The organism is Gemmiger sp. An50 (assembly GCF_002161595.1).
In the GTDB taxonomy this organism is placed as follows: Bacteria; Bacillota; Clostridia; order Oscillospirales; family Ruminococcaceae; genus Allofournierella.
In genome coordinates, this window is the sequence record NZ_NFID01000007.1 from 76176 (window position 1) to 99698 (window position 23523).

Consider the following 23523-nt stretch of genomic DNA (forward strand, 5'->3'; position numbering starts at 1 on the left):
TCACCTCGCTTGCGGAGTTTATTCCATGTCTACTAATTTCTCAATTATCTTATCTCTTGTTTGAATCAAGTGATCTGCCAAGAATACTTTTTTGCCGAAGACTTTGGTAAGGGTTTCGTCGGACGCATTTACCAAGTCATCAAAAGTTCTGATTTTGATTGTTGCCATACGCTCAAGTTCAACATCGGTAAGCCCGAATTTCTTTCCGGCATGACTAAGCTTTTTAGCAAGAAAATCAGACTTCTTCATGTGAGGTGCATCCGTTTTAGGAGCATCATCCATTGTAGCATCACTTGACACTGGCTGAGGTCCTGAGGGAACAGTGGTTTCAGTTTCTTTTGGTTTATTTCTGCGAATCATGGAGCTGACGGTAGAGTATTTAAGTCCTACAGACTCAAATATCATATCCATCATGATTTCCCAGTCGTCTGACAGCTCTTCTTCAAACTTTACTGCCATTGAAAGCACTCGCGCAAATTGTTCTATAGTCGTAGGTTCGAAAATGAGATTGCTTATTTCATCATGAGCCTTCGATAGATACAATTTCCCTATATGCTCAATAGACTCGTAGGAGAAGACTTCATCAGGTAGTAATTCCTTAGCAACGAGGACGGTCAAATATTCCTCGATTGTTTCAATTCTGCTTTTATAAGACAAATCTGCCAGCTTAGAAAACAAAGGCTCGACAATAGGCAAAACCTTCAACTCTTTGTTCTCAATGCCGCTCAAGAAGCGCAAGTGGTCAATCAGCTGTTCCTCATCAAGCGAACTACACTTGCCATATTCTTCGGTCAGCTTTTTATTAGCCAAGGCAATAACATCTTCAACGGTATCGTAGGAATCCGAATTTTGAGGAACAGTATCGCATATTGTCTCATCTGTCTCTAACTCAAGTATTTTACCTTCATAATCCCCGTCAAATTCAAAATATTCGTTTGCAATGGCGTTCTGCGCTGTAAACTTTCCTGCACCCATAATACCTTCACAAGCAACGATTGTCTTGGCAATCTGTGCTACCTGATTGATATTGGCAGTAGTCTGAATGGCAGCGTTTCCATCGCAAATCAATTCATCACAGACAACAGAGTCTGCAATCAAATTCCCACCGACATATACTTTTTCAGAGTACAGATCTCCCTTGCAAATAAATCCATTCTGGCAAGTTATGTTTTTGATACGAGCATTGCCTATAACCGTCAATGAACCGTTTACAACGCACTCTTGCGCAGTTACATCGCCCATTATTGTCAAATCATACATTGCGTGAATTTTGAGGGCTTCTGTGTATTCACCAATAATGATATATGACTCGTTGAAGATAACAGAGTCATTCCCTTCAAAGGCTTCAATTATATTTTTACCGGCGATGCTTCCACTCTCTCCATCATATTGAATGAGCGCACCGTTCTGAGCGTTTACGGGAACATAAGTAGTCTGTGAAATAGGTTTGGATTCAGCCACAACTTTTTCAGCCTTTTCTTCCACAACCATAAGTGTGGTACCAATACTCTTCATACCGAATTTTTTGATACCCGCATTCTCAAAATCAATAGTTATGTAAGTGCCGTCTGACTCTCGGAAAATACCCACACCCCAGGAAGGCATACTTTTATGGGTAAATTTTGTTTCATTCTCTATGAGTTTCATAAATGCCTACCTTTCGTTAGATTGAATCCTTTAACATTTTCATGAAAACGGATTCGTTTTCAGTCTCCGGAGCAATTATATAAAGGACCTCTTTAGCTCGCGTACAAGCAACATACAAGTTTTGAATGCAGCTTTGGGTTGCTGCAATAGCGTTTGAATAGGTCTCTTCCTTTGTTTTCAGATGCTCCCAGTTGGGATTCTTTATCCCGTCGTATTCTCCCAGAGGGACTAAACCGCAAATGATTGCGGCTCGGAAATCCAAGCCGAGAGTTGATTGAAACTTAATCAATCTAACGCCACCGGTCTCTCCGAAATGATCTTGCCATCCTGCATCTGTAGAGTAGAGGCGGCAGCAAGGAATATCTTCGAGTCGCAGTCTCGTTTCCAGTGTTTGTTGCAGATAGTATTGCTTATCCAACCAGCCTGCTATTTTTTTCCGATATTGACCCTGATACATGATAACTGCTATTTCATCATAGGGTATTTCGTTTTCATCATGGATCTTGTTTATTGCTTGAACAATAGTGTCTATTTCACAGCTTGCTTTTTTTATTGGAAGCTGGATGTACTTTACTCCATCACCGTGAAACACTGCTTGCCCCCTCAGAAACATATCCGGGTCAATTTCGTAATCTTCCTGTATTTGATACAAATATTGCTTTGCATTGGAAACAAACCTGTTGATGTACTCGTTAATTTCTATGCAGTTTCTATAGTTCTTTTCAATCCTGATATTTTTATTTCCCCCCCGATAATTGGGATATCCATCTCCAACTTGCCAAGGGGCTTGTCCGCGTTTTTTTAGTTTCTCCAATCGCTGTGTTTTATCGCCGCAGATAACGAAAATATGATCTTTGGTATTCTTGTTCTCCAATAGGTTATAACAGAATTTATACCATTCTGATTCAAATGCTTGTACCTCATCGATAAAAATACCGTAATACCGATCTTGGATTTGTCCTCGGTTGAGCTTGTCGATTACAGATGATACCCATCCATCAAAATCACCATATTTTGCAGTAAATCCATTCTTCTCAAGGAGTTTTTTACACAGAGTATGAAAGGTCATGCATTCTACATTTTTCTCTCGTAGTCCGGCACGATCAATAAACCATGTGTAAAGAGAATGTAGATTCTCATTTCTGCAAGTGATAAGGAACTTCTTGTTTGGATTCATTTGCGCTGCCTTAAAGCATTTCGATATGAGCAAAACACTTTTGCCAGATCCAGCGCACGCTAAAATGAGCTGATTAGGGTCATCTTTGCTTATACGATTGACGATGTTGATTTGCTCCTTGTCCAAACGGAAGGCTCTTACCACTACATCCTTTTCATCAACAACCAGTAGTTCGCTATCAACACCGGGAGTAGAATCTGCTGTGTCAACGCAAGCCACACGAACAGTAACATACTCTGGGGAAATCCTTTGCATCACAGAGTTTACATTCAAGTCTGATATAAGCAATGGTGTATCAGAAACAGGGACTATAGGGTTATCCAACACGCGATCTATAATTGCTCCAAACCCTTGACGAAGTTCAGAAAAGTCCTCAGAAAACAAACATTGCTTTTGAACGAAATCTAAAATAGCACTGATATCCATTTTTGAAATGTCAGCTCGTTTAAGATTAGGAAAGACATGAACAATGTTTATTGGGAATTTAAGGGCTTTTGCGTTCTTAGAAAGAGATTTGTTTCCAAGAAGCTTTTCGGAAATTATCTTTTTCGCAGTGGGGTAAACAAACTGCGTATACGGCTGCATAGTCGCTCCAAAAAGAGATGCGTCAGAGAAATCTTCAAAGAACTTGAAAAACACTACCCCTCTGGAAGATATCAAAACATTCATACTTTCATTTTCGATCATTGTTGGATTTACTTTCAGCAAAAGAAAGCCATAACCATCATTGGAAATAGCATGGCGCACAAACATTTTTTCATATCTCGAAAGTTCGATGTTTTGATATTCAGAAGGGAGAATTTCCATAATAGTCCTACTTTCTATTCAGCTCTTTTACAATGTCCTCGATTATTTCATCGACAAGGACTTTGGCAAGCTTTCTTGATAAAATATCACTTACTACTTTGAGGACTTGTTTGCTCTTCTTATCAATTCCGGAATTGATTTGGTTTATCTTAAAGTTTTTGCTCTCGGAAACCTCTTCGATAGCTGCTTCTATCTTTTCTTGAAGTTCCTTCTTCTTAGAAGTTAAATCTTCACTCACGCGCAATCCCGCAAGCGAAGCCGCACTTTCAGTCAACGCAGTGACCATCTTTTCTTTATCGACAGTAGAGTTAAATCCTTCTGCGACAGCGGTGGAAGCCTCACCAATTTTTCGTTCAATTTCTCGCAACGCCTTCGCGTTCGGATTGTTACGAGTTAACGACGCCTCTCTGATTGTACGAGCAATTTCCATTCCGACACTGTTGCTCAAAGCTTCCATAAATTTATAGTAAGCATCGTTCTGCTCAAAATCATCTCGTCTGGCGTTAGGAATAAGTTTGTCGGTAACAATGAATATTTCGCCTTGCGTCCATCCATTAAAGCGTGCTTCCTTGAAGATAGCATTCATGGTGTGATTGTCACCTATAAGAATGTTTCCTTTTCTCACGCGGAAACCAGAGATTTCTTTTTCAGACAAAAAGCCAAACCAGCCACAATTACCGTACCAGCCTAAGGCATATAATTCACCATCAATGGTAACATCAAAGTATTTCATACTTGATATTTCATCAACTGTTCGCTTGCCACGATCTGACCTGAATCTACTCTTATTGGGTTTATATACCGGCTCTAAATCCGATTCGTTCTCTCCTACAAATATGGGAAACTCTTCTACAATGTACCCATTATCATTCAAATAAGATTTTAGCTGAGAGGTATAAATAAAGTGTCTGGATTGATACGGCAAGGGAGCAACTTGGGAAATATAGCTTTTAGCTGCGTCTATATCAAGCAAATCAGAGAAGCCGTTTACATCAACCATTTCGACACAGAGGTAATGCTTTTCTTCCTTTTCGGGAAATGTCTCTATGGTCGTTATTTCTTCCAAGACGGCTGACAGACTCATATCTTCATATTCACCCGGAACAAGTAAATGCCGCAGCTTTTTACAATTGAACGAAACTATGGTTTTTACTTTCTCATTTTCTGCGGAAGTAGTAAAAATAAGCGTATCACAATAGCTCATTCCACCTAAACGACCAATCCCACGGAAGCCACGATTATTCGTGTTTCTCTTTTTCGAGCTACCAACATTCATTAGTGTTTGTGCAGCCTCGGAAGCGGGTATTCCTGTGCCATTATCTTTAATCGATATGTAGGATTCTTCAGAATTGACAACTATATCAATACGCATACTCTGTTGTTCGAGCAAGCCAAGAGAAACTGCGTGTTCCAAAGAATCTACACTATTTTGAATGTATTCTCTATATACAATTTTGGGATCTGAGTACATACCAGTGGTCAAAGACTCCAATGTATATTTACCTACTTGGACAATTTCATCAGCCACGGCAAACACCTCCACAAATATCTCTGAAATATTTAATACAACTAATAATTGTTTGGCTTATCGCAAACAAAACAACGAATCCAAACAAGGGTGTTTAATATTCCTGTGTTATAACAGAAAACATCTTTAGTTGTTGTCTGGTCATGCTTTTCTTTTTACTTAGCATTCCGGAAAAATGTCTACAATATCTCCAACATTGACCTTTAACACGGTGCAGATTTTCCCCAATGTTTCCAGGGTTACTTCTTCATCACGGTTCAGTTTTGTCATGGTATTGGGGGCTATTCCCGCCGCTCGGCGTAAGTCTGCCTTGCTCATTTTCCGATCAATGAGTAATTTCCAGAGTTTATTGTAAGAGATGGCCATATGGATACCTCCGTCAGAGAATTCGACTGTTTTATTATACCAGGTATTGGGATTTAGGACAATCGATTTTCGCACTTCAATACGAAAATTTCCAACCAAGACCGAGTATTCTGCATGGCTTCCGGGTGTGCGTTGCCCAGCCACCGCTGAACAAAATAGGCACAGAAATCTGCCCGCTAACCGGGCAAATCTCTGTGCCTGTTTTCCCTGTTCTGGCTGGGGGGTATCCATCGTGTGGGAACAGGATGGATACCCACTGCACGAGCAGGCAGGGAGTCCAGAGGGGTGCAGCCCCTTTGGCGCTGGGACATCCAATAGGGGCGAGCAGCACCCTTTTGGCATGGGGTGTCCAGAGGGGAACAGCGGTCCCCCTGGCAGGAGGTTTCCAAAGGAGGGCAGAGCCATCCTTGGCACACGATTTTCCGTAGGAAAGTCTAGTGTGTTATACCTTTGCTTCCGGCTGACGCCGGGAAGGGGCTGACTGCGTCATCTGCGACTTGGGCGGATGGGCAGCAGGCAGGCACTTTTCGACGGCAGTAGGGCAGGCGGATTTTGTACGGTCACGGACGAAATCGGGATTTGCACAGAGGGCAAAATCCGCCTGTCCGGAAAAGGAAGCAGAGGTATATCAAGCCCCACGTCCCGCCGCAGCAACAGCGTCCTTATTAGTCTGCTTCCCCCTTGGATTTCTCACGGCTCTTGTAGACGTTATACTGATTCTTGCACCGTGGACTGCAAAAGGCTGCATTGGATCGGCTGCCCAAAAACACTTTCTGGCAGTGCTTGCACAAGCGCAGGGGCTGGTCATCGTCCACCAGCATGAAGCTGAACATCATCTGGATACCCAGCAGAAGGGAGTGAAAATCCCAGTAGATGGTGGGCTTATCCAGTAACTCGATGTGGTAGCTGGGAGCGATCCCGCCAAATGCGGCTATGGCCTTGCGGTATAGTCCCCTTGCATCCTTGTCGGTGGAATCAAAGTCATTGTAGTACAGGATGGACGTAGACAGAGTAAACGCCCAGTCCTTGAACTGCTGGGCAACCCAATCGTAGGGTTCCGCATATTCCCGCTGGAAGCTCATGTTCTTTGCCATCGGCTCGTCCATGAAGGTCATGGTCAGGGCAACCATCGTCCGATCTCCCGACACATTCCACGTGGATTCAATGCCTTTCTTCACCAAGTCCAGCTGGTCAAAGGGGTAAAACAGGGACAGGTATTTGTCTGTCACCATGGATTCTTCCTTAATGAAGTGATTTTTTGGCAGGTACACCGCCTCATAGTCCATAAAGGACGGGGTGGTGGGCAGGGCGGTCATCAACCCCAGCAGCCCGTACCGGGTGACAAACTCCATTATCGCCTTTTCTACTTCTGCCTCCGGCTTGCGTCCCATCATCAGCATCCCCACATTCAGCGCATCCAGCACAATGTTGGGGACTTCTTTCAGCGGATTGTAGACATCCGGCTTTGCGTTTTTGCCGGGGGTGATGTACCGCTTGCCATCTTCCGCTGTTTTCAGCTCGTAATGATCGTACCGCACCCAATGGGAACGGGATTGTTCAAATAAATTTCTCATCATACACGCCCTTTCTCCTTAATCGTCCCAGTTATCAGGGGCGGTTTTTCTTTTTTCTGCGCTTGGTCTTGTTCTCCCGCCGGATCACGGCATCCTTGCCCTGTTTCCTTGCGATTTTCGAGTATTCCTCCAAAAACTGGCGTTCCCGCAAGGTCAGGCTGCCGCCATGCTCCTGCTTGCCGCACAGATGGTCATACATCTGGCGCTGCAATTTCTTGTGGATGGTTTTCCGCAGCTTGCGGATGTTGCGGTCAGACTGCCCACGCACAGCGGCAAACCGGGTGGTGCTGTACAGCCGCAAAGAGAGAAAATATAGAACTTCCTTATGTTCCTCGCTCAGTTCCTCCACCATGCGGGAAACAAAGGCATCGGCGGTCAGGTTGTGCATCTCATAGGGGCAGTCAAACAGGATGTCCAGAAAGTTTCCGGCCATCAGCTGCCGGTATGCAGGGTTGTTCATCCATCGGGGAATGAGCTTTGGTTCCGGCACCGCCTGATATTCCAGCGGCACATCCCCACGAAGGTTTTCATGGTCCCGTTCCCGGCGCTCCCGGTTCCAATCCAGCTTGTCCCATTCCCCTACGATGACCCGGAAGTCCTTTTCGGTGCGGGCCGCTTCCTCCAGCCGACGCACGGCTTCGGCCCGGATCTCCCGTTTCAGCCGCTTTTCGCTGACCGGGGCGGCTTCTTCTTCCTCGTCCTCCAGCTCCGCTTCATAGTCGATGGGATGCTCGTCCTGCTCCAGCTCGCTTTCCAGCTCGGCCAGACGTTCTTCCGTAAGCGCCTGTTCCAGCGTTTCCTCTGCTCCAGCGCCTGTCCCATCGTCCCATCCGGTGAAGCCACCCTCGGTATCCAGAAGCTCGTCATCAGACAGATACGCCATGACCTCACCTCTTTCAAAAAATATTTTGTGATTTTTTAAAAAATGGTTCCGTTTTACACCCCGGATTTCTCCTATTAGTGAAAGGGTAATCTAAAATAAGATTACTTTTTTCGGAACTACAACAATATTATACAGCGACTGCGCGGGAAGCGCAAGAAAGAGAGGTTCTATGGTAAAAACGGCACCCAGGATTTTCTTTCAGAAGGGAGTGAGCAGCAATGACATGGTTTGAACTGATAAAACAAGTTGTCCGTGTTCCGGAAGCTGCGGCCTATTATGGGCTGCAAGTCAGCCGAAACGGCATGGCCTGTTGTCCCTTCCACGATGACCGGCACCCCAGCATGAAGCTGAATGAACGGTATTTTTACTGCTTCGGCTGCGGGGCCACCGGCGATGTGATCGACCTTGTGGCAAGGCTGTTTGACCTGAGCAGTTACGAAGCAGCGCAGAAGCTGGCGCAGGATTTCGGGATTGACCCGGACAAGCCCCCTGCGGCAGCTGCCCTGCCTAAACCGGAACGTCCTCTGCTGAAAGCATACCGGCAGGAGGAAGTGCGCTGCCTGCGGGTATTGTGCGATTATCTGCATCTTCTGGAAAGCTGGAAGGTGCAGCACACACCCAAGACACCGGAAGATGTTCTGGATGACCGGTTTGTGGAAGCCTGCCAGATGCTGGACTATGTGGAGTATCTGGCAGATTTGCTCATTGCCGCCGAGCTGGAACAACGGGTAAAAATCGTAGAAATGCTGAACAAGGATGGTCTGATCACAGGTTTGGAGGAACGGCTGGAGAGTTTGGGAAAGGAGGAACAGAGAGATGAAAAAGAACAAGCAGCCTGACGGGATGCCCGTCTGGTTCGATGGCAAAAGCATCAACGAAGCCCTGTTTTGTGAGGAGTTCTTGCAGACGCACAAGATCATCTTCACAAACGGGGCTTTTTTCACGCCCGAAGGCCGTGTGACCGATGAACTGCCCCTGCGGGGAGAAATTTTTGAGGAGCTGAAATGCTGTGCGGTCAGCAATATTCCCCGCAAAATCAGCAACATTGTGGAGCTGATGAAGCTGGCGGCGCTGGTGGAGGATTTTCCCCCGGAGCCGGACCGGATTCACCTTTCCAACGGGACGCTTTTTCTGGATGGAACCTTTGCGGAGGGAAAGCCGAAAATCGTCCGCAACCGTTTCCCCGTGTCCTACAAGCCCAACGCCCCAAAACCTGTTCTCTGGCTGCAATTTCTGGATGGTCTGCTCTACCCGGAGGATATTCCCACCTTGCAGGAATATATCGGCTACTGCCTGATCCCCAGCAATAAGGGACAGCGGATGATGATTCTCAAGGGAAACGGTGGTGAAGGCAAGAGCCAGATTGGCGCTGTTCTGGGGCGTTTATTCGGTGTAAACATGAAGGACGGCAGCATAGGAAAAGTATCGGAGAACCGATTTGCCCGTGCAGATCTGGAGCATATCCTCCTGTGTGTGGATGACGATATGCGGATGGAGGCCCTGCGCCAGACCAACTATGTGAAATCCATCGTCACCGCCCAGGGCAAGATGGATCTGGAGCGCAAGGGCAAGCAGAGCTATCAAGGATGGATGTGCGCCAGGCTGTTGGCTTTCTCTAACGGAGATTTGCAGGCGCTGTTTGACCGGAGCGACGGATTTTACCGCCGCCAGCTGGTGTTGACCACAAAAGAAAAGCCTGCTGGCCGTGTGGATGATCCCGACCTTGCCGAGAAGATGAAAGCCGAGGTGGAGGGCATCCTGCTGTGGGCTTTTGAGGGATTGCAGCAGCTGGCCGCTAACAATTTCAAGTTTACCGAAAGTGACCGCACCAGAGAAAACCGGGAGGCAGTCAAACGGGACAACAACAATGTCTATGATTTTCTGGATTCTGACGGGTATGTTCGCCTGAAAGCCGATCTATCTGCCAGTTCCAAAGAGCTGTATGAGGCGTACCAGATTTACTGCACCGAGAACAATCTGCCTACCCTGAAACCCCGCAGCTTTAGCGAAGCCCTGATTGCCTGCCAGAGCCGCTACAATCTGGAATACTGCAACAATGTGACCAACGCAGCCGGACGGCGGGTGCGTGGATTTCTGGGGATTGAGGTACTGGTGAGAAATCATATATCAGTGTTTTCTGGTGATTCGATGCGTACGTACGTACCGGAAGATGTGCCAGAGGAATGGCGGCGCTGAACCGTGTACGTACGTACGCTTTGATTGACCCTTGTTCTCTCTTTTATAGTAATTCAGCGGTTGTATATCAAAAATCACTGGCAAAATCGGAGGTGCAAATCAAGACAAGTGGGAATCGGAAAGTATTTGACGGTTGGAAGAAATAATTTTGCGAAACCGTGCTTCTCGAAACAGCGAACCGAGTGCATGGAATCATGGAAAAATACACGGTTTCAGGCCAAGTCACACGGAACGGAAAAGTCGGAAGGTACGGGTGATGGACAGGACATCTCACTGGCAAGTCTGAACGGATTTGTTGTCAAGAGAATTTTTCACGACACAGCGAAGCGGTTATGCCAGAGGGCGTACCGGCTTCGCTTTTTATCAAGTAAATTTAGGAGGATTTTTGATGATGACGGTACGCAACGAGATCAAGGCACAGATTGTCCGGGCCGGATACACCATGCAGGAGGTAGTTGACCGGCTCCATGAGGAATATGGCTGGTCGAACAGCGTTTCCAACCTGTCCGCCAAGCTCCAGCGGGAATCCATCCGCTACAAGGAGGTCGTAGAGCTGGCCGATGTGCTGGGCTATGACCTGATCTGGCAGAAACGGAGGGACAGAGTATGAGCAAGCCGCAGTATGCCATTCTCCGCTTTGCCAAGTACAAGGGGCCGGAGATCGGGAATATTGAAGCCCACAACGAGCGAACCAAAGAGAAATACGCCAGCAACCCCGATGTGGACATCAGCAGGAGCAAGTACAATTTCCATCTGATCGAGCCGGAGCGAAAATATCGTGCGGAGGCAGAGCGGCAGATCAAAGAAGCCGGTTGCCGTACCCGGTCAGACAGTGTTCGAGTTGTGGAAGCCCTGGTAACTGCCACACCGGAGTTCTTTCGGGGAAAGAAGAAATCTGAGATCAGAGCCTATTTTCAAGAGGCGCTGTCCTTTCTCCAGCAAAACCTAGACCCCAAAACAATCATATCCGCTGTGGTGCATATGGACGAGAAAACGCCCCATATGCACCTTTCTTTTGTCCCACTGACTGCGGATGGCAGGCTCAGCGCCAAGGAAATCGTGGGAAACAAGAAAAAGCTGACCCAGTGGCAGGACAAGTTCTGGGAACACATGGTACGAAAATATCCCGACCTGGAGCGTGGTGAAAGTGCCAGCCAGACCGGACGTGACCACATCCCGCCCAGAGTGTTCAAAGAGATGACCCGACTGACCAAGCAAAAAGCCAAGCTGGAGGAACTGCTGTCCGGCATTGGAGCCTTTAACGCGAAAAGCAGAGCTGCCGAGATTGCAGCTCTGCTGGACAAGTATATTCCGGCTGTGGAGCAGATGCACAGCACCATGAAAAAGTATCAGGTGGCATTTACAGAAACCACCGTGGAGAACAAAAAGCTGAAACAGGAGAATGCACAGCTGGAGCAATCCCTAGAGAAAGCAACCCAAGAAAGCACTTTGAAGCAGCTGGCCGATGCCAAGCTGCGGCGGGACTATGCTGACGCTGTGGCGGTTCTTGATCGTATCCCAAAGGAAGTTCTGGATGTGTATACCCGTGGCTCCGGGAGAAAGGAGCGGCCTATTGAGCAAAACTTGTGACCGCCATATGTGGCGGCTTTTTCTTTGCACGTATATGCAAATCTATTATGGAGGTACACCATTTGGCAAAAAAGAAAAAGGTAAATGACTACGGCACCGGAATTCCACAGCACGAGATGGAAGCTTTGGTTCGTGTGCTGCTGCCAGAGATTGAAAAGTTTTACGCCAGCGAAGAAGGGCAGCGTCAGTTTGCCCAGTGGAAGGAGGAACAACAGCTGGAACAGCATATGGCTAAAGCTGGATAAAACAATTCAATCTCCGATCAAGTGCTCACTTCGGGCACTTGATATACATAATACCAAATCATCTTTATGCCAAAGGGGACTTTCAAACCATATTTACTATATGAGAGGTTTACACACGAAAAGGCGGGCTTTCCTCAAACCAACGAGGAAAGCCCGCCTTTTTTCGTTTATCGGATTAAATCCAGATTTTCTGTAAAAAGAAGAAACCCGAACCCATCTCCAACTTGGAAGATTAAGTTCGGATTTCTATCTTTTGGTCCGAGTGGCGAGAGTCGAACTCACGGCCTCTTGAACCCCATTCAAGCGCGCTACCAAACTGCGCTACACCCGGATGTCTGGCCCGGTGTTCTCACCGGCGACGTTGTTTATTATAGCGCATCCCTCGACAGATGTCAACTCTTTTTTCAAAGAATTTTTAAAAAATTTAACGCGTTCGATTTTTCTCTTTTTCCCCTGTTGTGGGCTTTGATCCAAAACCTGTTTCGCCGGAACATTCAAAAAAGGGCAGCCTTGCGGCTGCCCCTTTTTGTGTTTATGCGATCGATTAGTTGCCGTAGTAAGCCTTCAGGTACAGCTCCTTGATCTCGCTGACCAGGGGGTACACCGGGTTGGCGGTGGTGCACTGGTCCTCGAAGGCCTTGTAGGACAGCTCGTCCACCTTGGCCAGGAACTCTTCCTCAGAGATGCCGCAATCGCGGATGGTCATGGGACGATCGGTAGCCTTCATCAGGTTGCGAACGGCCTCGATCAGGCTGTTCACAGCGGTCTGAGTCTCGGTGCCTACGTTGCACAGGCCGCAGCGCCAAGCCAGCTTAGCGTAACGCTCGTCGGCGATGTACTCCTTGTACTTGGGGAACGCAGCAAACTTGCTGGGACGGGTCGCATTGTAAGCGATCACGTAGGGCAGCAGGATGGCGTTGGCACGACCATGGGGGATGTGGAACTCACCGCCCAGCTTATGAGCCATGGAGTGGTTCAGGCCCAGGAAGGCGTTGGTGAAAGCCATACCGGCGATGCAGGAAGCGTTGTGCATCTTCTCGCGAGCCAGGTTGTCGCCGTTGTAGGAAGCCTGCAGATAGTGGAATACCATCTCGGTAGCCTGCAGAGCCAGACCATCGGTGTAATCGCTGGCCATAACGGAAACGTAAGCCTCGATGGCGTGGGTCAGAACGTCCAGACCAGTGTCGGCAACGATGCTCTTGGGCATGCTGCGGGTGAACTGAGGATCGATGATGGCCACGTCGGGAGTCAGAGCGTAGTCGGCCAGAGGATACTTGATGTTGCCGTTCTTCTTGTCGGTGATAACGGAGAAGCTGGTAACCTCAGAACCGGTACCGGAAGTGGTGGGGATAGCGACCAGCTTGGTCTTGGCGCCCAGCTTGGGGAACTTGAAGGCGCGCTTACGGATATCCAGGAAGCGCTGACGCAGACCGTCGAAGCTGGTTTCGGGATGCTCGTAGAACAGCCACATGCCCTTGGCAGCGTCGATGGCGCTACCGCCGCCGATGGCGATGATTACGTCGGGGTTGAAGGCGCGCATGGCGTCCACACCACGCATGATGCACTCTACGCTGGGATCGCTCTCAACGTCGGAGTAGATCTCGCTGTGGCAGTACTGCTCACGCTTACGCAGGTAATGCAGGATCTTGTCCACATTGCCCAGCTGAACCATCACGGGGTCGGTTACGATGAAGGCGCGGCTGATGCCCTCCATCTTCTCCAGGTACTGGATGGAATCTTCCTCGAAATAGATCTTCGGGGGAACCTTGAACCACTGCATATTAACTCTCCGTTTCGCGATGCGCTTTTTGTTGACCAGGTTTACGGTGGTAACGTTCTGGCTCACGGAGTTCTTACCGTAGCTGCCGCAGCCCAGGGTCAGAGAAGGAGTATTGGTGTTGTAGATATCACCGATAGCACCCTGAGAAGAGGGGCTGTTCACGATGATACGACCAACGCGCATTGCAATGCCGTACTCGTCGGCAACCTTCATGTCGCCGGTGTGGATAACGGCGGAGTGGCCCAGGCCGCCCAGCTCCAGCATCTTGTTGGCATAGGCGAAGCCCTGCTCGTTGTCCTTGGCTACGAAGTAGGCCAGAACGGGGCTCAGCTTCTCCTTGCTCAGGGGGTACTGCTCGGAGGGTTCAGGCAGAGGAGCGATCAGGATCTTGGTCTTCTCGGGAACCTTCAGGCCAGCCTGCTCGGCGATCCAGTTGGCAGACTTACCAACAACGGGAGCGAACACGCCCTTGTTGGGGTCGGGGAACATGTACTTAGTCAGCTTCTCAACTTCTTCGGGGTTCAGGAAGTAGCAGTTGTTCTTCTTCATGTACTCCTCGAAGTCCTTGGTCAGCTCCTTGGCAACGATGACAGCCTGCTCGGAAGCGCAGATCATGCCGTTGTCGAAGGTCTTGGACATCATCAGGTCGGTGCAGGCGCGATGCAGGTCTGCAGTCTTCTCGATGAAGCAGGGCACGTTGCCGGCGCCAACGCCCAGAGCGGGCTTGCCGCAGGAGTAAGCAGCCTTAACCATGCCAGGGCCACCGGTGGCCAAGATGGTGGCAACGCCGGGGTGATTCATCAGAGCGCCGGTAGCGTCGATGCTGGGCTTGTCGATCCACTGGATGCAGTTCTCGGGAGCGCCAGCCTTAACAGCGGCTTCGTAAACGATGCGGGCGGCCTCGGCGCTGCACTTCTGAGCGGAGGGATGGAAGCCGAAGATGATGGGGTTGCGGGTCTTGACCGCAATCAGACATTTGAACAGGGTGGTGGAGGTGGGGTTGGTGGTAGGAGTAACACCGCAGATTACGCCCACGGGCTCAGCAACTTCCACATAGCCTTCCATGTCGTTCTCTTCCAGGATGCCAGCGGTCTTTTCCTTCTTGATGTTATGCCAGATGTACTCGGTGGCAAACATGTTCTTGATAACTTTATCTTCATACACGCCGCGGCCGGTCTCTTCCACAGCCATGCGTGCCAGTTCCTGGTGCTTGTCCAGGCCAGCCAGAGCCATCTCGTGAACGATGTGGTCGATGGTCTCCTGATCATAGCTCAAAAACTCCTGAAGAGCCTTCTGGGCCTTTTCGACCAGGCCGTCGATCATTACCTGAACTTCGGACTTGCCGTTCTCTACAGTTTCAACGGTTTCAACCTTAGCTTTCTTCTGTTCTGCCATTGGTTCTGCCATCCTTTCAAACGATTGATTCAAAACAACCGGGGCTGCAGTTTCCTGTTCCGCCCCACTGACAACATGATATCATATTGTTAATTGAATAACAATGCACCAGTTTCCCAAACATTGTTAGAACGATAACAATGTTTTTGTCAAACTATACAACACCTCGCTTTCTGCTTTTGGGAAACGATTTTAACCGCCCGGGCTATGGCCGCTTTCCGTCCCCCTTTCTTTTTCATAGCGCCTAGGCAGAAAACACACCTTATGCTATAATGATACAACAAACAGCAACCTTTGAGGAGGCGATTTTATGTATTGGTCCCGAAAACTTTTAAAAAGCAACGCGCGCAATGTGCTGCGCGGCAGCTATTGGCGGGTATTTGTGGCCTGTTTGGTTTGCAGTCTGCTGGGTGCAGGCTCCGGTGGTATGGTGAATTTCAACCTGCCGACTCAGCTTTTGGAACTGGACAGTTTTGGTTATGACTCCTACTGGTCACTCATTTTCTCTGTCATGTGGATTTTGGTCATTGTGATCGGCCTGCTGGGCATGGCCTGGGGAATCTTCGTGGGCGGCCCCATGAAGGTGGCACAGTGCCGCTACATGATGGAAAACCGCTGCGGCAATCCCCCGTTCAGCAGCCTGTTCTCGGTATTCAGCAACAAGGATGCCTATTTGAACGTGGTCAAGGTAATGTTCCTGCGGAACCTGTTCATCTTTTTGTGGACTCTGCTGTGCTTAATTCCCGGCATTTATAAGGAATATCAATATTATTATATCCCCTATCTGCTGGCGGAAAACCCGTACATGAGTTTTGAGCGGGCCAAGGAACTGAGCATCGCCATGACTGACGGCGAGAAAATGGACATCTTTGTGCTGGATCTGTCCTTCCTCGGTTGGTATCTGCTGGGTGCGATCGTAGTGATCGGCGGAATTTTTGTAAATCCCTATGCACAGGCCACCTACGCAGAGCTGTATGCCGCCGCCCGCAGCAAGGCCATGGATACCGGCATCACCGGCCCGGACGAGCTGAGCGGGTTTGCACAGTACTGACCTTATTCCAATCAATGATTTAAAGATGGGCTTTGCCTGCGGTCGTGACCGCTCGGGGCAAAGCCCATCTTTTTGGCTAATTCACCAATTTTTCGCTCTGGCTTTTTCCAAAAGCAACTTTGCATCAAGGCTCTGTTTTTGATAGGATAAGTTGACTATATACGGCACGGTTCGGAACGTCCGTATGAAAATGAGGAGGCTTTTTATTCTATGAGCAAAGAAGCAAAAAACGCATCGCCATCTGCCGACTATTCTCAAGGCATCTACGATGCAACCGCCCTAGGCAAACCCCGTGTTCTGATTCTTGGCCTGCAGCACATGTTCGCCATGTTCGGCGCAACCGTGCTTGTGCCACTGATCACCGGCCTGAGCGTTTCCACCACGCTGCTGTGTCCGGTCTGGGCACGCTGCTGTTCCATCTGATCACCGGCGGCAAGGTTCCTGCTTTTCTGGGTTCCTCGTTTGCCTATCTGGGCGGTTTTTCCATTGTCGCACCCATGCTGATGAATGAAAGCGGCCAGCAGACCGTTCCCAACACCGAAATGCTGCCCTACGCCTGTGCAGGTGTGGCGCTGAGCGGTCTGGTGTATGTGGTGTTCAGCCTGCTGATTTCGGTATTCGGCATCCGTCGCATCATGAAGCTGTTCCCCCCTGTGGTGACCGGCCCCATCATCATCGCCATCGGTCTGATTCTGGCTCCCTCCGCCATCACCAACTGCCAGACCAACTGGCTGCTGGCCTTTGTGGCACTGGGCACCGTGATTGCGTGCAACATCTGGGGCAAGGGCATGATCAAAATTCTCCCCATTCTGCTGGGCGTTCTCGTTTCTTATGTGGTGGCTCTGGTCACCGGTGCGGTGGACTTCTCCGGCGTAATGCAGGCCGACTGGTTCGGCATTCCCCTGAACCCCAAGGCCATGGGCCTGTTTGCCATTGACGGAAGCCCCGAATTCATCAGCGCAGTACTGACCATCGTGCCCATTGCTCTGGCCACCATGATGGAGCATGTGGGCGACGTGGCCTCCATCAGCGCCACTGTGGGCAAAAACTTCATCCGTAACCCCGGTCTGAACCGCACTCTGCTGGGCGATGGCCTTGCCACCAGCATGGCCGGTCTGCTCGGCGGCCCCTCCAACACCACCTACGGCGAAAACACCGGCGTTCTGGCTCTGACCAAAATCTACGATCCCCGGGTGATCCGCATTGCGGCCGTATTCGCCATGATCCTGAGCTTCAGCCCCAAGTTCGACGCCATCATCAATTCCATCCCCGCCGGCATCATCGGCGGCATCAGCTTTGTGCTGTATGGCATGATCTCCGCGATCGGCGTGCGCAACGTGGTGGAAAATCAGGTGGACTTCACCAACTCCCGCAACCTGATCATCGCCGCGGTCATTCTGGTCTGCGCCCTGGGCTTCAACTCGGTGGGCGGTCTGAGCTTCACCGTCGCCAATGTGACCATCAACCTGTCCGGTCTGGCCATCGCCGCCATTGCTGGCATTCTGCTCAACGCGGTGCTGCCCGGCAACACCTATGAGTTTGACGACAGCACCGGCACCGGCGAAGGCGCCAGCCTGCGTGTCTGATTGTCTGCCAGCCGCAGCAGGCGGCGGAGCCAGGCAATTGAAAAACTGAATCATATAAAAAATCCGGAACCGTATTCGATGCGGCTCCGGATTTCTTTTATATGATTATATGTATTCTGCACATCAGCGAACCAGAAGCCAGATTGCAATTGCAACCTGCGCAAGTAAAATGGCTGGAACGCCCAGATAAAATTTCGGCTTGCGGGTCTTGTGGTGGAAACGATACATCGCCGCCCAGAACGCGGCGCTTCCGCCCAGCACACAAAGCAGCAGCAGGGTGTTTTCCGGAACTCTGCGCCCGCCCTTTTTCGCCTGACGTTTATCCCAGGCACATACGGCCACGGAAATCAGGCTGATCAGCACCCAGTATACCAGTAATCCAATCAGTATCTGCTTCAAATAATGCTCTCCTTTGTTTATCAATCGACCAGACGGCAATACCCTTTCCATTTGCAGTATTGCTCACCGTCTTCAAGAACCAGCCCGGAAAAGCGCAGGGTGACCCGGCCAAGCCGGGGATGATTCCAGGGGAAACACACCTGCACCACCGTGCCGGCGGTTCGCATTTGTTCCAGCGCCCGATCCACCGTTTTTCTTTCCTCCTCGGGGATCCGGTCATACCAGTAGCTGTAGCGCTGCACCGGCGTATCGGACTGCTCGAATTCCAGCACCTTTTCCATGGTGTCGTTCACAATCATCCGGGAAGCCTTTCCCTGATCCCGCCGGATGCTCCAGAAGCCCACCTGAAGGCTTTGCAGCAGATCCTCGTTGCTATGCTGCAAAAGCACCTGATAGCGGTGCTCGTTCCGATCCTGCCGGATTCGGGCCAACAAAAAGCTGGCAAGCACCCGAACATGGGTATCATCGTGGATGCAGGTGCGGGGATTGTCCACACCGATGAAGCCGATGGTTGTTCCGTTTTCCCGCAGGGGGGCCACAATCAGCCGCTGGATATTCTGGCGTTCCAGCACCGCCCATTCGTGCGGCGAAGCCTGCTGGAGCGGGGCCAGATTCAGAATGATTACCGACTGCTCCTTCTTGAAGATCTCCATCCAGCGGCTCACAGCCTGAGGTGGCACCCGCTGCAGGGCATCTCTTTGGGGAACGACGCCCTGCGCGCACCATTCAAAGGTGTTGTTCCAGTGGCCGTCGTGCTCCGACGCCGGTTCAAACAGATAAGCGCGATCCGCCTGATAAAAATCGCCCACCGACGCCAGCACCTGATTCACAGCCTTTTCAAAGTCTGCATGGCGGGACAGTGTATCCAGATAATCCGCAATTTTCTCGGCAAAGAACAGACGTTCCCGCGCATTCTGGCTCACATATTCCTGCTTTGTCACATCCAGCGCAACTTCCATCCGGGTTGGGATGCCCCGATACTGAACGATTCGATCCTTCAGAAGGAAATGGCGGCCGCAGTACTCGTTCTGGTTTTCCCAGATATAAAAGGAATCCTTGCTGATCACATCGTTGGTGCAGAAATCGCAGGGTGCGTTTTTTCCATGCAGGATTTTATAGCATTTTTCGCCTTTGTAATCCTGCACGCCGAACAGGCGCTGCCCTGCGGGATTCAGATAGTAAAGCTCGTAGCTGGTCAGATCGCTCAGATAGAACACATCATTTTCCGCATTCAGAATGATCTCGGCCACATCATCCTGCACCCCGGCAAGCTCCTCGCCCGCCCCGGCTTCCGTTCTCTGCCGGGCCGGCAGCTCAGGCTCCTTTTTCAAATCCAGATTCCGGATTCTGATGCAGGCTTCCGCAAACTTGTCCTCCGGGCAGGGCTTTGCCAGCAAAAAGCCCTGAACCAGTTCCGGTTTGAGCTTCCGAAGAACCTCCAGCTCCTCCACCGTTTCCACGCCTTCGCAGCAGACGCGGATCTGCGAACCGTTTGCCAGCTCAATGATATTGCTCAGCAGCCGGTAATTGTAGGCGCTTCTCTGGATATTGGTCACAAAACTGCGGTCGACCTTGATCTCGTCGACCTCCATGTTTTTCAAACGCCCCAGGCTGGAATAGCCGGTGCCGAAATCATCCACCGAAATCTCGATCCCCGCTTCCTTCCAGCGGTGGAATATCTTGTTCAGGTAAGGGTAATCCTGCAGCTGCATGCTTTCGGTCACTTCGATGGTGAGCGCATCGCCCGGCAGGCCGCTGGAACGCAGCACCTCCAGCACATCTTCCTCAATGGATTCCTGTGTCAGCTGCACATAAGACATGTTCACGCTCACATGCAGACCCGGCATGACCTCCCGCCATTTTTTGCAGGCCTGCAGCGTCTCTTTCAGCACCCAGAGCCCCACTTCACAGATCAGACCGTTCTGTTCCAGCAGCGGAATGAACTCTGCGGGCGACACCCGCCCCTTTCGCGGAGAGGTAAACCGAAGCAGTGCTTCGGCCCCGTATACCGTGCAATCGCCCAGACCAAGCTGAGGCTGATACTCCAGCGAAAAGCCGGTAAAGCCCTCGTCAATACATCTGCGCAGCTCCTCTTTCAGCTCCAGGCTCCGCAGCTGCTCCTCGTAATTTTCCGGCGAGAAAAAGCTCATCCGGTCCTTGCCGTGGTTTTTGGCGTCCTCCAGCGAAAACTCCACATATTGCAGCAGTGTGTCCTTATCGTCCACATGATAGTCTGTGAAGGAAACGCATCCCGCCGAAATGGTGCACTGACCGTGCAGCCGCTCCCGGGCCTTTGCGAAAATGCGGCTCACCTTTACCGCCGTCAGATCGGGCAGATTGACCGCAAACCAGTCGCCGCTGATCCGGTAAACCTCGCAGCCCTCGGGCACCTCATCCTGCAGGATAAATTTCACATCCCGCAAAAGGGCATCGCCAAAATCCCGCCCGTTTTTCAGATTCAGAGTGCGCAGATTATCCACGCCAATTAACAGGAGAAAACCGGGATGAGCCTGTGTCAGATAGCCTTCCAGCTCTTCCCGCAGCTTCTGGCTGTTGAACCTTTCCTCTTCACGGGCGGCACCGCTGGACAGGCGGCCCAGCGCATAGGCAATCTTGCCTTTTTCATTTTGGAACGCCTTTCCCCGGCTGTTAATCCAGACACTCTCTCCGCAACAGTTCTTGACCCGGTAATTAAAGGAATAGCTCTTGAGCCTTCCGTTCAAAAGATCCTCCACCACCCGTTTCAGGCGGGAAACATCCCGGTCATCCACATGTTCGCACCACTGCTCCAATGTGCACACCGGTTTTTCCAGTTGAAAAATATGCGTCGCTTTCAGAGCATTCCAGGTGAAATGGACCAGCCCCGTGGAGAAATCATAGAAATAATAGTAGTCCCCTGTGCTCTGGCTGATCTGCTCCATCCATCCGGTCGGATCGCTCTGTGCCTGAAACTGCTCTAATTCCATTATTCAAACGCCTCGTCCTTCACACACAACGCCGCGCATGATTGTTCTGCAGGATTGTGCACGTTTTATCTGTAGCACAGCAAATGCTCCAATGATATAAATATAACATACAAGCATATAAATATCCAGTTTTTTAACCTTTACGGGTTCCATCTGCTTTTATAAATGCCGATTCCTTCAGCTTCCTACACCTGCCAACAGCAGATACGCCGATATTCACTATGTTGCTTTCCGCAGCCCATTTTTCACTCCTTTCGCCAGAATCAAACTGGCATTCCTTTTTTGCCGTCATTCACACATTGCGCATCATCGCATTTTGCTCCGGTAAGTCCACCCGAATGTTCGATGCTTGCAAAAAGCGAACTGCTTCTTGACAAAACAGCGGCGGGGATGCTATCCTAATTTGCAAATAATTCGCAAATTCAAAGAGGGTGCGTCAATGAAAAACTACGACACTCGCCAGCGGGACCTTTTGGTCGCCTTTTTGGAGCAGCACCCGGATCAGCTGCTGTCTGTGCAGCAGATCGCCCAGGCGCTGCACGAACAGCAGATCAGTCTTAGCGCCGTTTATCGAAATCTTTCCCAGCTGGAGACAAAAGGCCTTATCCGCAAGAGCATAAAATCCGGCGGCAGAGCAGCCTATTATCAGTATATCGGCACGCCGGATTGCCATTCTCATCTGCACATGACCTGCACCTGCTGCGGAAAAACCTTCCACATGAATTCGGAACATACCGCGCGGCTGACGCGTGCCATGGCCGAACTGGATGGATTTGATCTGGATATTCTCAACACTGTTTTATACGGCACCTGCCAAAGCTGCCATCAAAAATAAACATCGCCTCGCGATACCCGAAGGAGAGAGAAGAACATGCACCAGAAAAACCGCTTTGCCGCCGTTTGCGCCACTGTGCTTGTGGCAGCTGCCCTGCTCTTCTCCGTCTTCTTCATCGCTCTGGAAACAAACCACGATTGCAGCAGAGAGCATTGTGCCATCTGCCACCAGATCCAGACCTGCCAGACCCTTTTATCTCAGCTTTCCAGCGCCTGCGCAAAACCCGCAGGCTTTGGTGTGCTGTGCTTCTTTGCCCTGCTGCTGATCCTGCGTCGTCCGTATGTATCCGTTGCATCTTCTCTGGTTTCCCAAAAAGTAAAACTGCTGAATTAAACAAAAACGAACCACAAAGGGGATACGTCTGCCCATTTTAAGCAGGTGCGCCCGGCACTGCCGGACCCCTTGTATTTTTGCGCCCTTTTTTCGTTTTTTTGTTTGAATTCGGAGGTTTTCTTTTCATGAATCGAATCATTTCCATCCTTCTTTCTCTTGTCATAGCAGCCGGTTTTCTGACCGGTTGTCACTCTGCCGCCGCACCTGAAAATGACGGCAAAAAGCTGCGAATCGTCACCACCATTTTCCCGGAATACGATTGGGTACGGCAGATCCTGGGCGATCAAGCCGACCATGTGGAGCTGACCATGCTCTTGGATAATGGTGTTGACCTTCACAGCTTTCAGCCCACGGCCGACGATATGGTCACCATCTCCGGATGCGACCTGTTCATCTATACCGGCGGTGAATCGGACGCCTGGGTGGAGGATGCATTGTCTCACGCCACAAACCCCGACCTGGTGGCTGTAAATCTGATGGACCTGCTGGGCGATCAGGTAAAAGCCGAGGAGACCGTGGAAGGGATGCAGGAAACCGCGCACCTTCATTCTCACGAGGATGAACCCCATGATGAGCACACAGATGAGCATGATGAGCACGAGCATTCTGAAGAGTGTACCCATGCGCATAACGACGAACACATCTGGCTGTCTTTAAAGCACGCTGTTATTCTGTGCAATGCCATCGCCGACACGCTGGGGCAAATCGACCCTGACCATCGCGATGCTTATGCGGAAAATGCCAGCGCCTATATCCAAAAGCTGACTGAACTGGACGGGCAGTATCAGGCAGTTGTGGATTCCGCTTCCAACCATACCCTGCTCTTTGCGGACCGCTTCCCCTTCCGCTATCTGGTGGATAATTACGGCCTTTCTTACTATGCGGCATTTTCCGGCTGCTCGGCGGAAACGGAAGCCAGCTTTGAGACTGTTGCGTTTCTGGCCGAAAAAGTGGATGCGCTGTCGCTTCCCTGTGTGCTGACCACCGAAACCGCCACCCACAACATCGCCCGCACCGTGGTGGACAACACCACTGCCAAAAATCAGCAGATTCTTGTTCTCAACTCCATGCAGTCTGTTACCGCCGACGATGTGGCCGCAGGCGCGAGTTATCTGTCCATCATGGAGCAGAATCTTGAGACCTTAAAAACTGCACTGGCCTGAGA

General features: G+C 50.3%; 18 protein-coding genes, 1 tRNA gene and 1 pseudogene. 10 read left to right on the forward strand and 10 right to left on the reverse strand.

What is annotated here, in order from left to right; all coding sequences use genetic code 11:
- Positions 1–18 precede the first annotated feature (18 nt).
- From B5G03_RS08040 to B5G03_RS08065, 6 genes are all read right to left on the reverse strand, one after another.
- Positions 19–1647, reverse strand: a complete 1629-nt coding sequence (locus B5G03_RS08040; RefSeq protein WP_087181210.1) for a hypothetical protein — start codon at positions 1645–1647, stop codon at positions 19–21.
- Positions 1648–1663: 16 nt separating this feature from the next.
- Entirely contained in the window at positions 1664–3631 is a 1968-nt protein-coding gene (locus B5G03_RS08045) for a DEAD/DEAH box helicase (protein ID WP_087181211.1), read from the reverse strand.
- A gap of 7 nt (positions 3632–3638) precedes the next feature.
- A complete protein-coding gene (locus B5G03_RS08050) occupies positions 3639–5159 on the reverse strand; it encodes an ATP-binding protein (RefSeq protein ID WP_087181212.1) in 1521 nt (506 codons plus the stop codon).
- 159 nt (positions 5160–5318) lie between these two features.
- Positions 5319–5525, reverse strand: coding sequence for a helix-turn-helix domain-containing protein (locus B5G03_RS08055; protein ID WP_087181213.1), 207 nt, complete (start codon positions 5523–5525; stop codon positions 5319–5321).
- A 665-nt stretch (positions 5526–6190) separates the two neighbouring features.
- On the reverse strand, positions 6191–7102 hold the full coding sequence (locus B5G03_RS08060; protein ID WP_087181214.1) for a recombination protein NinG: 912 nt from the start codon (positions 7100–7102) through the stop codon (positions 6191–6193).
- Between the two features lie 31 nt (positions 7103–7133).
- Complete coding sequence (locus tag B5G03_RS08065; RefSeq protein ID WP_087181215.1) at positions 7134–7982, reverse strand: hypothetical protein; 849 nt, start codon at positions 7980–7982, stop codon at positions 7134–7136.
- A gap of 218 nt (positions 7983–8200) precedes the next feature.
- Here B5G03_RS08065 and B5G03_RS08070 point away from each other — a divergent pair, with 218 nt between their 5' ends.
- The 5 genes from B5G03_RS08070 (at position 8201) to B5G03_RS08095 (ending at position 12013) form a co-directional block, all read left to right on the forward strand.
- A complete protein-coding gene (locus tag B5G03_RS08070) occupies positions 8201–8821 on the forward strand; it encodes a CHC2 zinc finger domain-containing protein (RefSeq protein WP_087181216.1) in 621 nt (206 codons plus the stop codon).
- A complete protein-coding gene (locus tag B5G03_RS08075; RefSeq protein WP_087181217.1) occupies positions 8799–10178 on the forward strand; it encodes a DNA primase family protein in 1380 nt (459 codons plus the stop codon). The genes B5G03_RS08070 and B5G03_RS08075 overlap by 23 nt, the downstream gene beginning before the upstream one ends.
- Positions 10179–10569: 391 nt before the next feature.
- Positions 10570–10788 (forward strand): LLM class flavin-dependent oxidoreductase, encoded by a 219-nt coding sequence (locus B5G03_RS08085; protein WP_481808410.1) that lies wholly within the window; start codon positions 10570–10572, stop codon positions 10786–10788.
- Entirely contained in the window at positions 10785–11768 is a 984-nt protein-coding gene (mobV, locus tag B5G03_RS08090; RefSeq protein WP_087181220.1) for a MobV family relaxase, read from the forward strand. Before B5G03_RS08085 ends, mobV begins: the two co-directional genes overlap by 4 nt.
- A gap of 62 nt (positions 11769–11830) precedes the next feature.
- Positions 11831–12013, forward strand: coding sequence for a hypothetical protein (locus tag B5G03_RS08095; protein WP_242962353.1), 183 nt, complete (start codon positions 11831–11833; stop codon positions 12011–12013).
- Between the two features lie 254 nt (positions 12014–12267).
- On the opposite strand, the gene B5G03_RS08100 is transcribed toward B5G03_RS08095, so the two are convergent.
- Positions 12268–12344: transfer RNA gene (locus B5G03_RS08100), tRNA-Pro, on the reverse strand.
- A gap of 213 nt (positions 12345–12557) precedes the next feature.
- Positions 12558–15188 (reverse strand): bifunctional acetaldehyde-CoA/alcohol dehydrogenase, encoded by a 2631-nt coding sequence (gene adhE / locus B5G03_RS08105; protein WP_206423614.1) that lies wholly within the window; start codon positions 15186–15188, stop codon positions 12558–12560.
- Between the two features lie 310 nt (positions 15189–15498).
- Between adhE and B5G03_RS08110 the strand changes: the two genes are divergently transcribed.
- Together B5G03_RS08110 and B5G03_RS08115 are read left to right on the forward strand one after the other, a co-directional pair.
- The gene (locus B5G03_RS08110; protein ID WP_087181222.1) at positions 15499–16239 is read left to right on the forward strand and encodes a DUF975 family protein; all 741 of its coding nucleotides are present in this window, start codon (positions 15499–15501) and stop codon (positions 16237–16239) included.
- A gap of 210 nt (positions 16240–16449) precedes the next feature.
- Positions 16450–17825: pseudogene (locus tag B5G03_RS08115) on the forward strand (uracil-xanthine permease family protein).
- 123 nt (positions 17826–17948) lie between these two features.
- Here the strand turns inward: B5G03_RS08115 and B5G03_RS08120 are convergent.
- Positions 17949–18224, reverse strand: a complete 276-nt coding sequence (locus tag B5G03_RS08120; RefSeq protein WP_242962355.1) for a DUF1294 domain-containing protein — start codon at positions 18222–18224, stop codon at positions 17949–17951.
- Positions 18225–18244: 20 nt separating this feature from the next.
- Positions 18245–21190, reverse strand: a complete 2946-nt coding sequence (locus B5G03_RS08125; protein WP_087181223.1) for an EAL domain-containing protein — start codon at positions 21188–21190, stop codon at positions 18245–18247.
- 439 nt (positions 21191–21629) lie between these two features.
- Between B5G03_RS08125 and B5G03_RS08130 the strand changes: the two genes are divergently transcribed.
- The 3 genes from B5G03_RS08130 (at position 21630) to B5G03_RS08140 (ending at position 23521) form a co-directional block, all read left to right on the forward strand.
- Positions 21630–22025 (forward strand): Fur family transcriptional regulator, encoded by a 396-nt coding sequence (locus B5G03_RS08130; RefSeq protein ID WP_087181224.1) that lies wholly within the window; start codon positions 21630–21632, stop codon positions 22023–22025.
- A gap of 36 nt (positions 22026–22061) precedes the next feature.
- Positions 22062–22358, forward strand: a complete 297-nt coding sequence (locus tag B5G03_RS08135) for a hypothetical protein (RefSeq protein ID WP_087181225.1) — start codon at positions 22062–22064, stop codon at positions 22356–22358.
- Positions 22359–22483: 125 nt separating this feature from the next.
- The gene (locus tag B5G03_RS08140) at positions 22484–23521 is read left to right on the forward strand and encodes a metal ABC transporter substrate-binding protein (RefSeq protein WP_087181274.1); all 1038 of its coding nucleotides are present in this window, start codon (positions 22484–22486) and stop codon (positions 23519–23521) included.
- The last annotated feature ends 2 nt before the right edge of the window (positions 23522–23523 follow it).

What these genes read in the sequence shown, in the direction of transcription:
- mobV (WP_087181220.1), top strand. Translation starts at nt 10,785, where the DNA reads ATGAGCAAGCCGCAGTATGCCATTCTCCGCTTTGCCAAGTACAAGGGG.
- B5G03_RS08135 (WP_087181225.1), top strand. Translation starts at nt 22,062, where the DNA reads ATGCACCAGAAAAACCGCTTTGCCGCCGTTTGCGCCACTGTGCTTGTG.
- B5G03_RS08110 (WP_087181222.1), top strand. Translation starts at nt 15,499, where the DNA reads ATGTATTGGTCCCGAAAACTTTTAAAAAGCAACGCGCGCAATGTGCTG.
- B5G03_RS08055 (WP_087181213.1), bottom strand. Translation starts at nt 5,525, where the DNA reads ATGGCCATCTCTTACAATAAACTCTGGAAATTACTCATTGATCGGAAA.
- B5G03_RS08070 (WP_087181216.1), top strand. Translation starts at nt 8,201, where the DNA reads ATGACATGGTTTGAACTGATAAAACAAGTTGTCCGTGTTCCGGAAGCT.
- B5G03_RS08065 (WP_087181215.1), bottom strand. Translation starts at nt 7,982, where the DNA reads ATGGCGTATCTGTCTGATGACGAGCTTCTGGATACCGAGGGTGGCTTC.
- B5G03_RS08075 (WP_087181217.1), top strand. Translation starts at nt 8,799, where the DNA reads ATGAAAAAGAACAAGCAGCCTGACGGGATGCCCGTCTGGTTCGATGGC.
- B5G03_RS08130 (WP_087181224.1), top strand. Translation starts at nt 21,630, where the DNA reads ATGAAAAACTACGACACTCGCCAGCGGGACCTTTTGGTCGCCTTTTTG.
- B5G03_RS08140 (WP_087181274.1), top strand. Translation starts at nt 22,484, where the DNA reads ATGAATCGAATCATTTCCATCCTTCTTTCTCTTGTCATAGCAGCCGGT.
- B5G03_RS08040 (WP_087181210.1), bottom strand. Translation starts at nt 1,647, where the DNA reads ATGAAACTCATAGAGAATGAAACAAAATTTACCCATAAAAGTATGCCT.
- B5G03_RS08060 (WP_087181214.1), bottom strand. Translation starts at nt 7,102, where the DNA reads ATGATGAGAAATTTATTTGAACAATCCCGTTCCCATTGGGTGCGGTAC.
- B5G03_RS08125 (WP_087181223.1), bottom strand. Translation starts at nt 21,190, where the DNA reads ATGGAATTAGAGCAGTTTCAGGCACAGAGCGATCCGACCGGATGGATG.
- B5G03_RS08045 (WP_087181211.1), bottom strand. Translation starts at nt 3,631, where the DNA reads ATGGAAATTCTCCCTTCTGAATATCAAAACATCGAACTTTCGAGATAT.
- adhE (WP_206423614.1), bottom strand. Translation starts at nt 15,188, where the DNA reads ATGGCAGAACAGAAGAAAGCTAAGGTTGAAACCGTTGAAACTGTAGAG.
- B5G03_RS08085 (WP_481808410.1), top strand. Translation starts at nt 10,570, where the DNA reads ATGACGGTACGCAACGAGATCAAGGCACAGATTGTCCGGGCCGGATAC.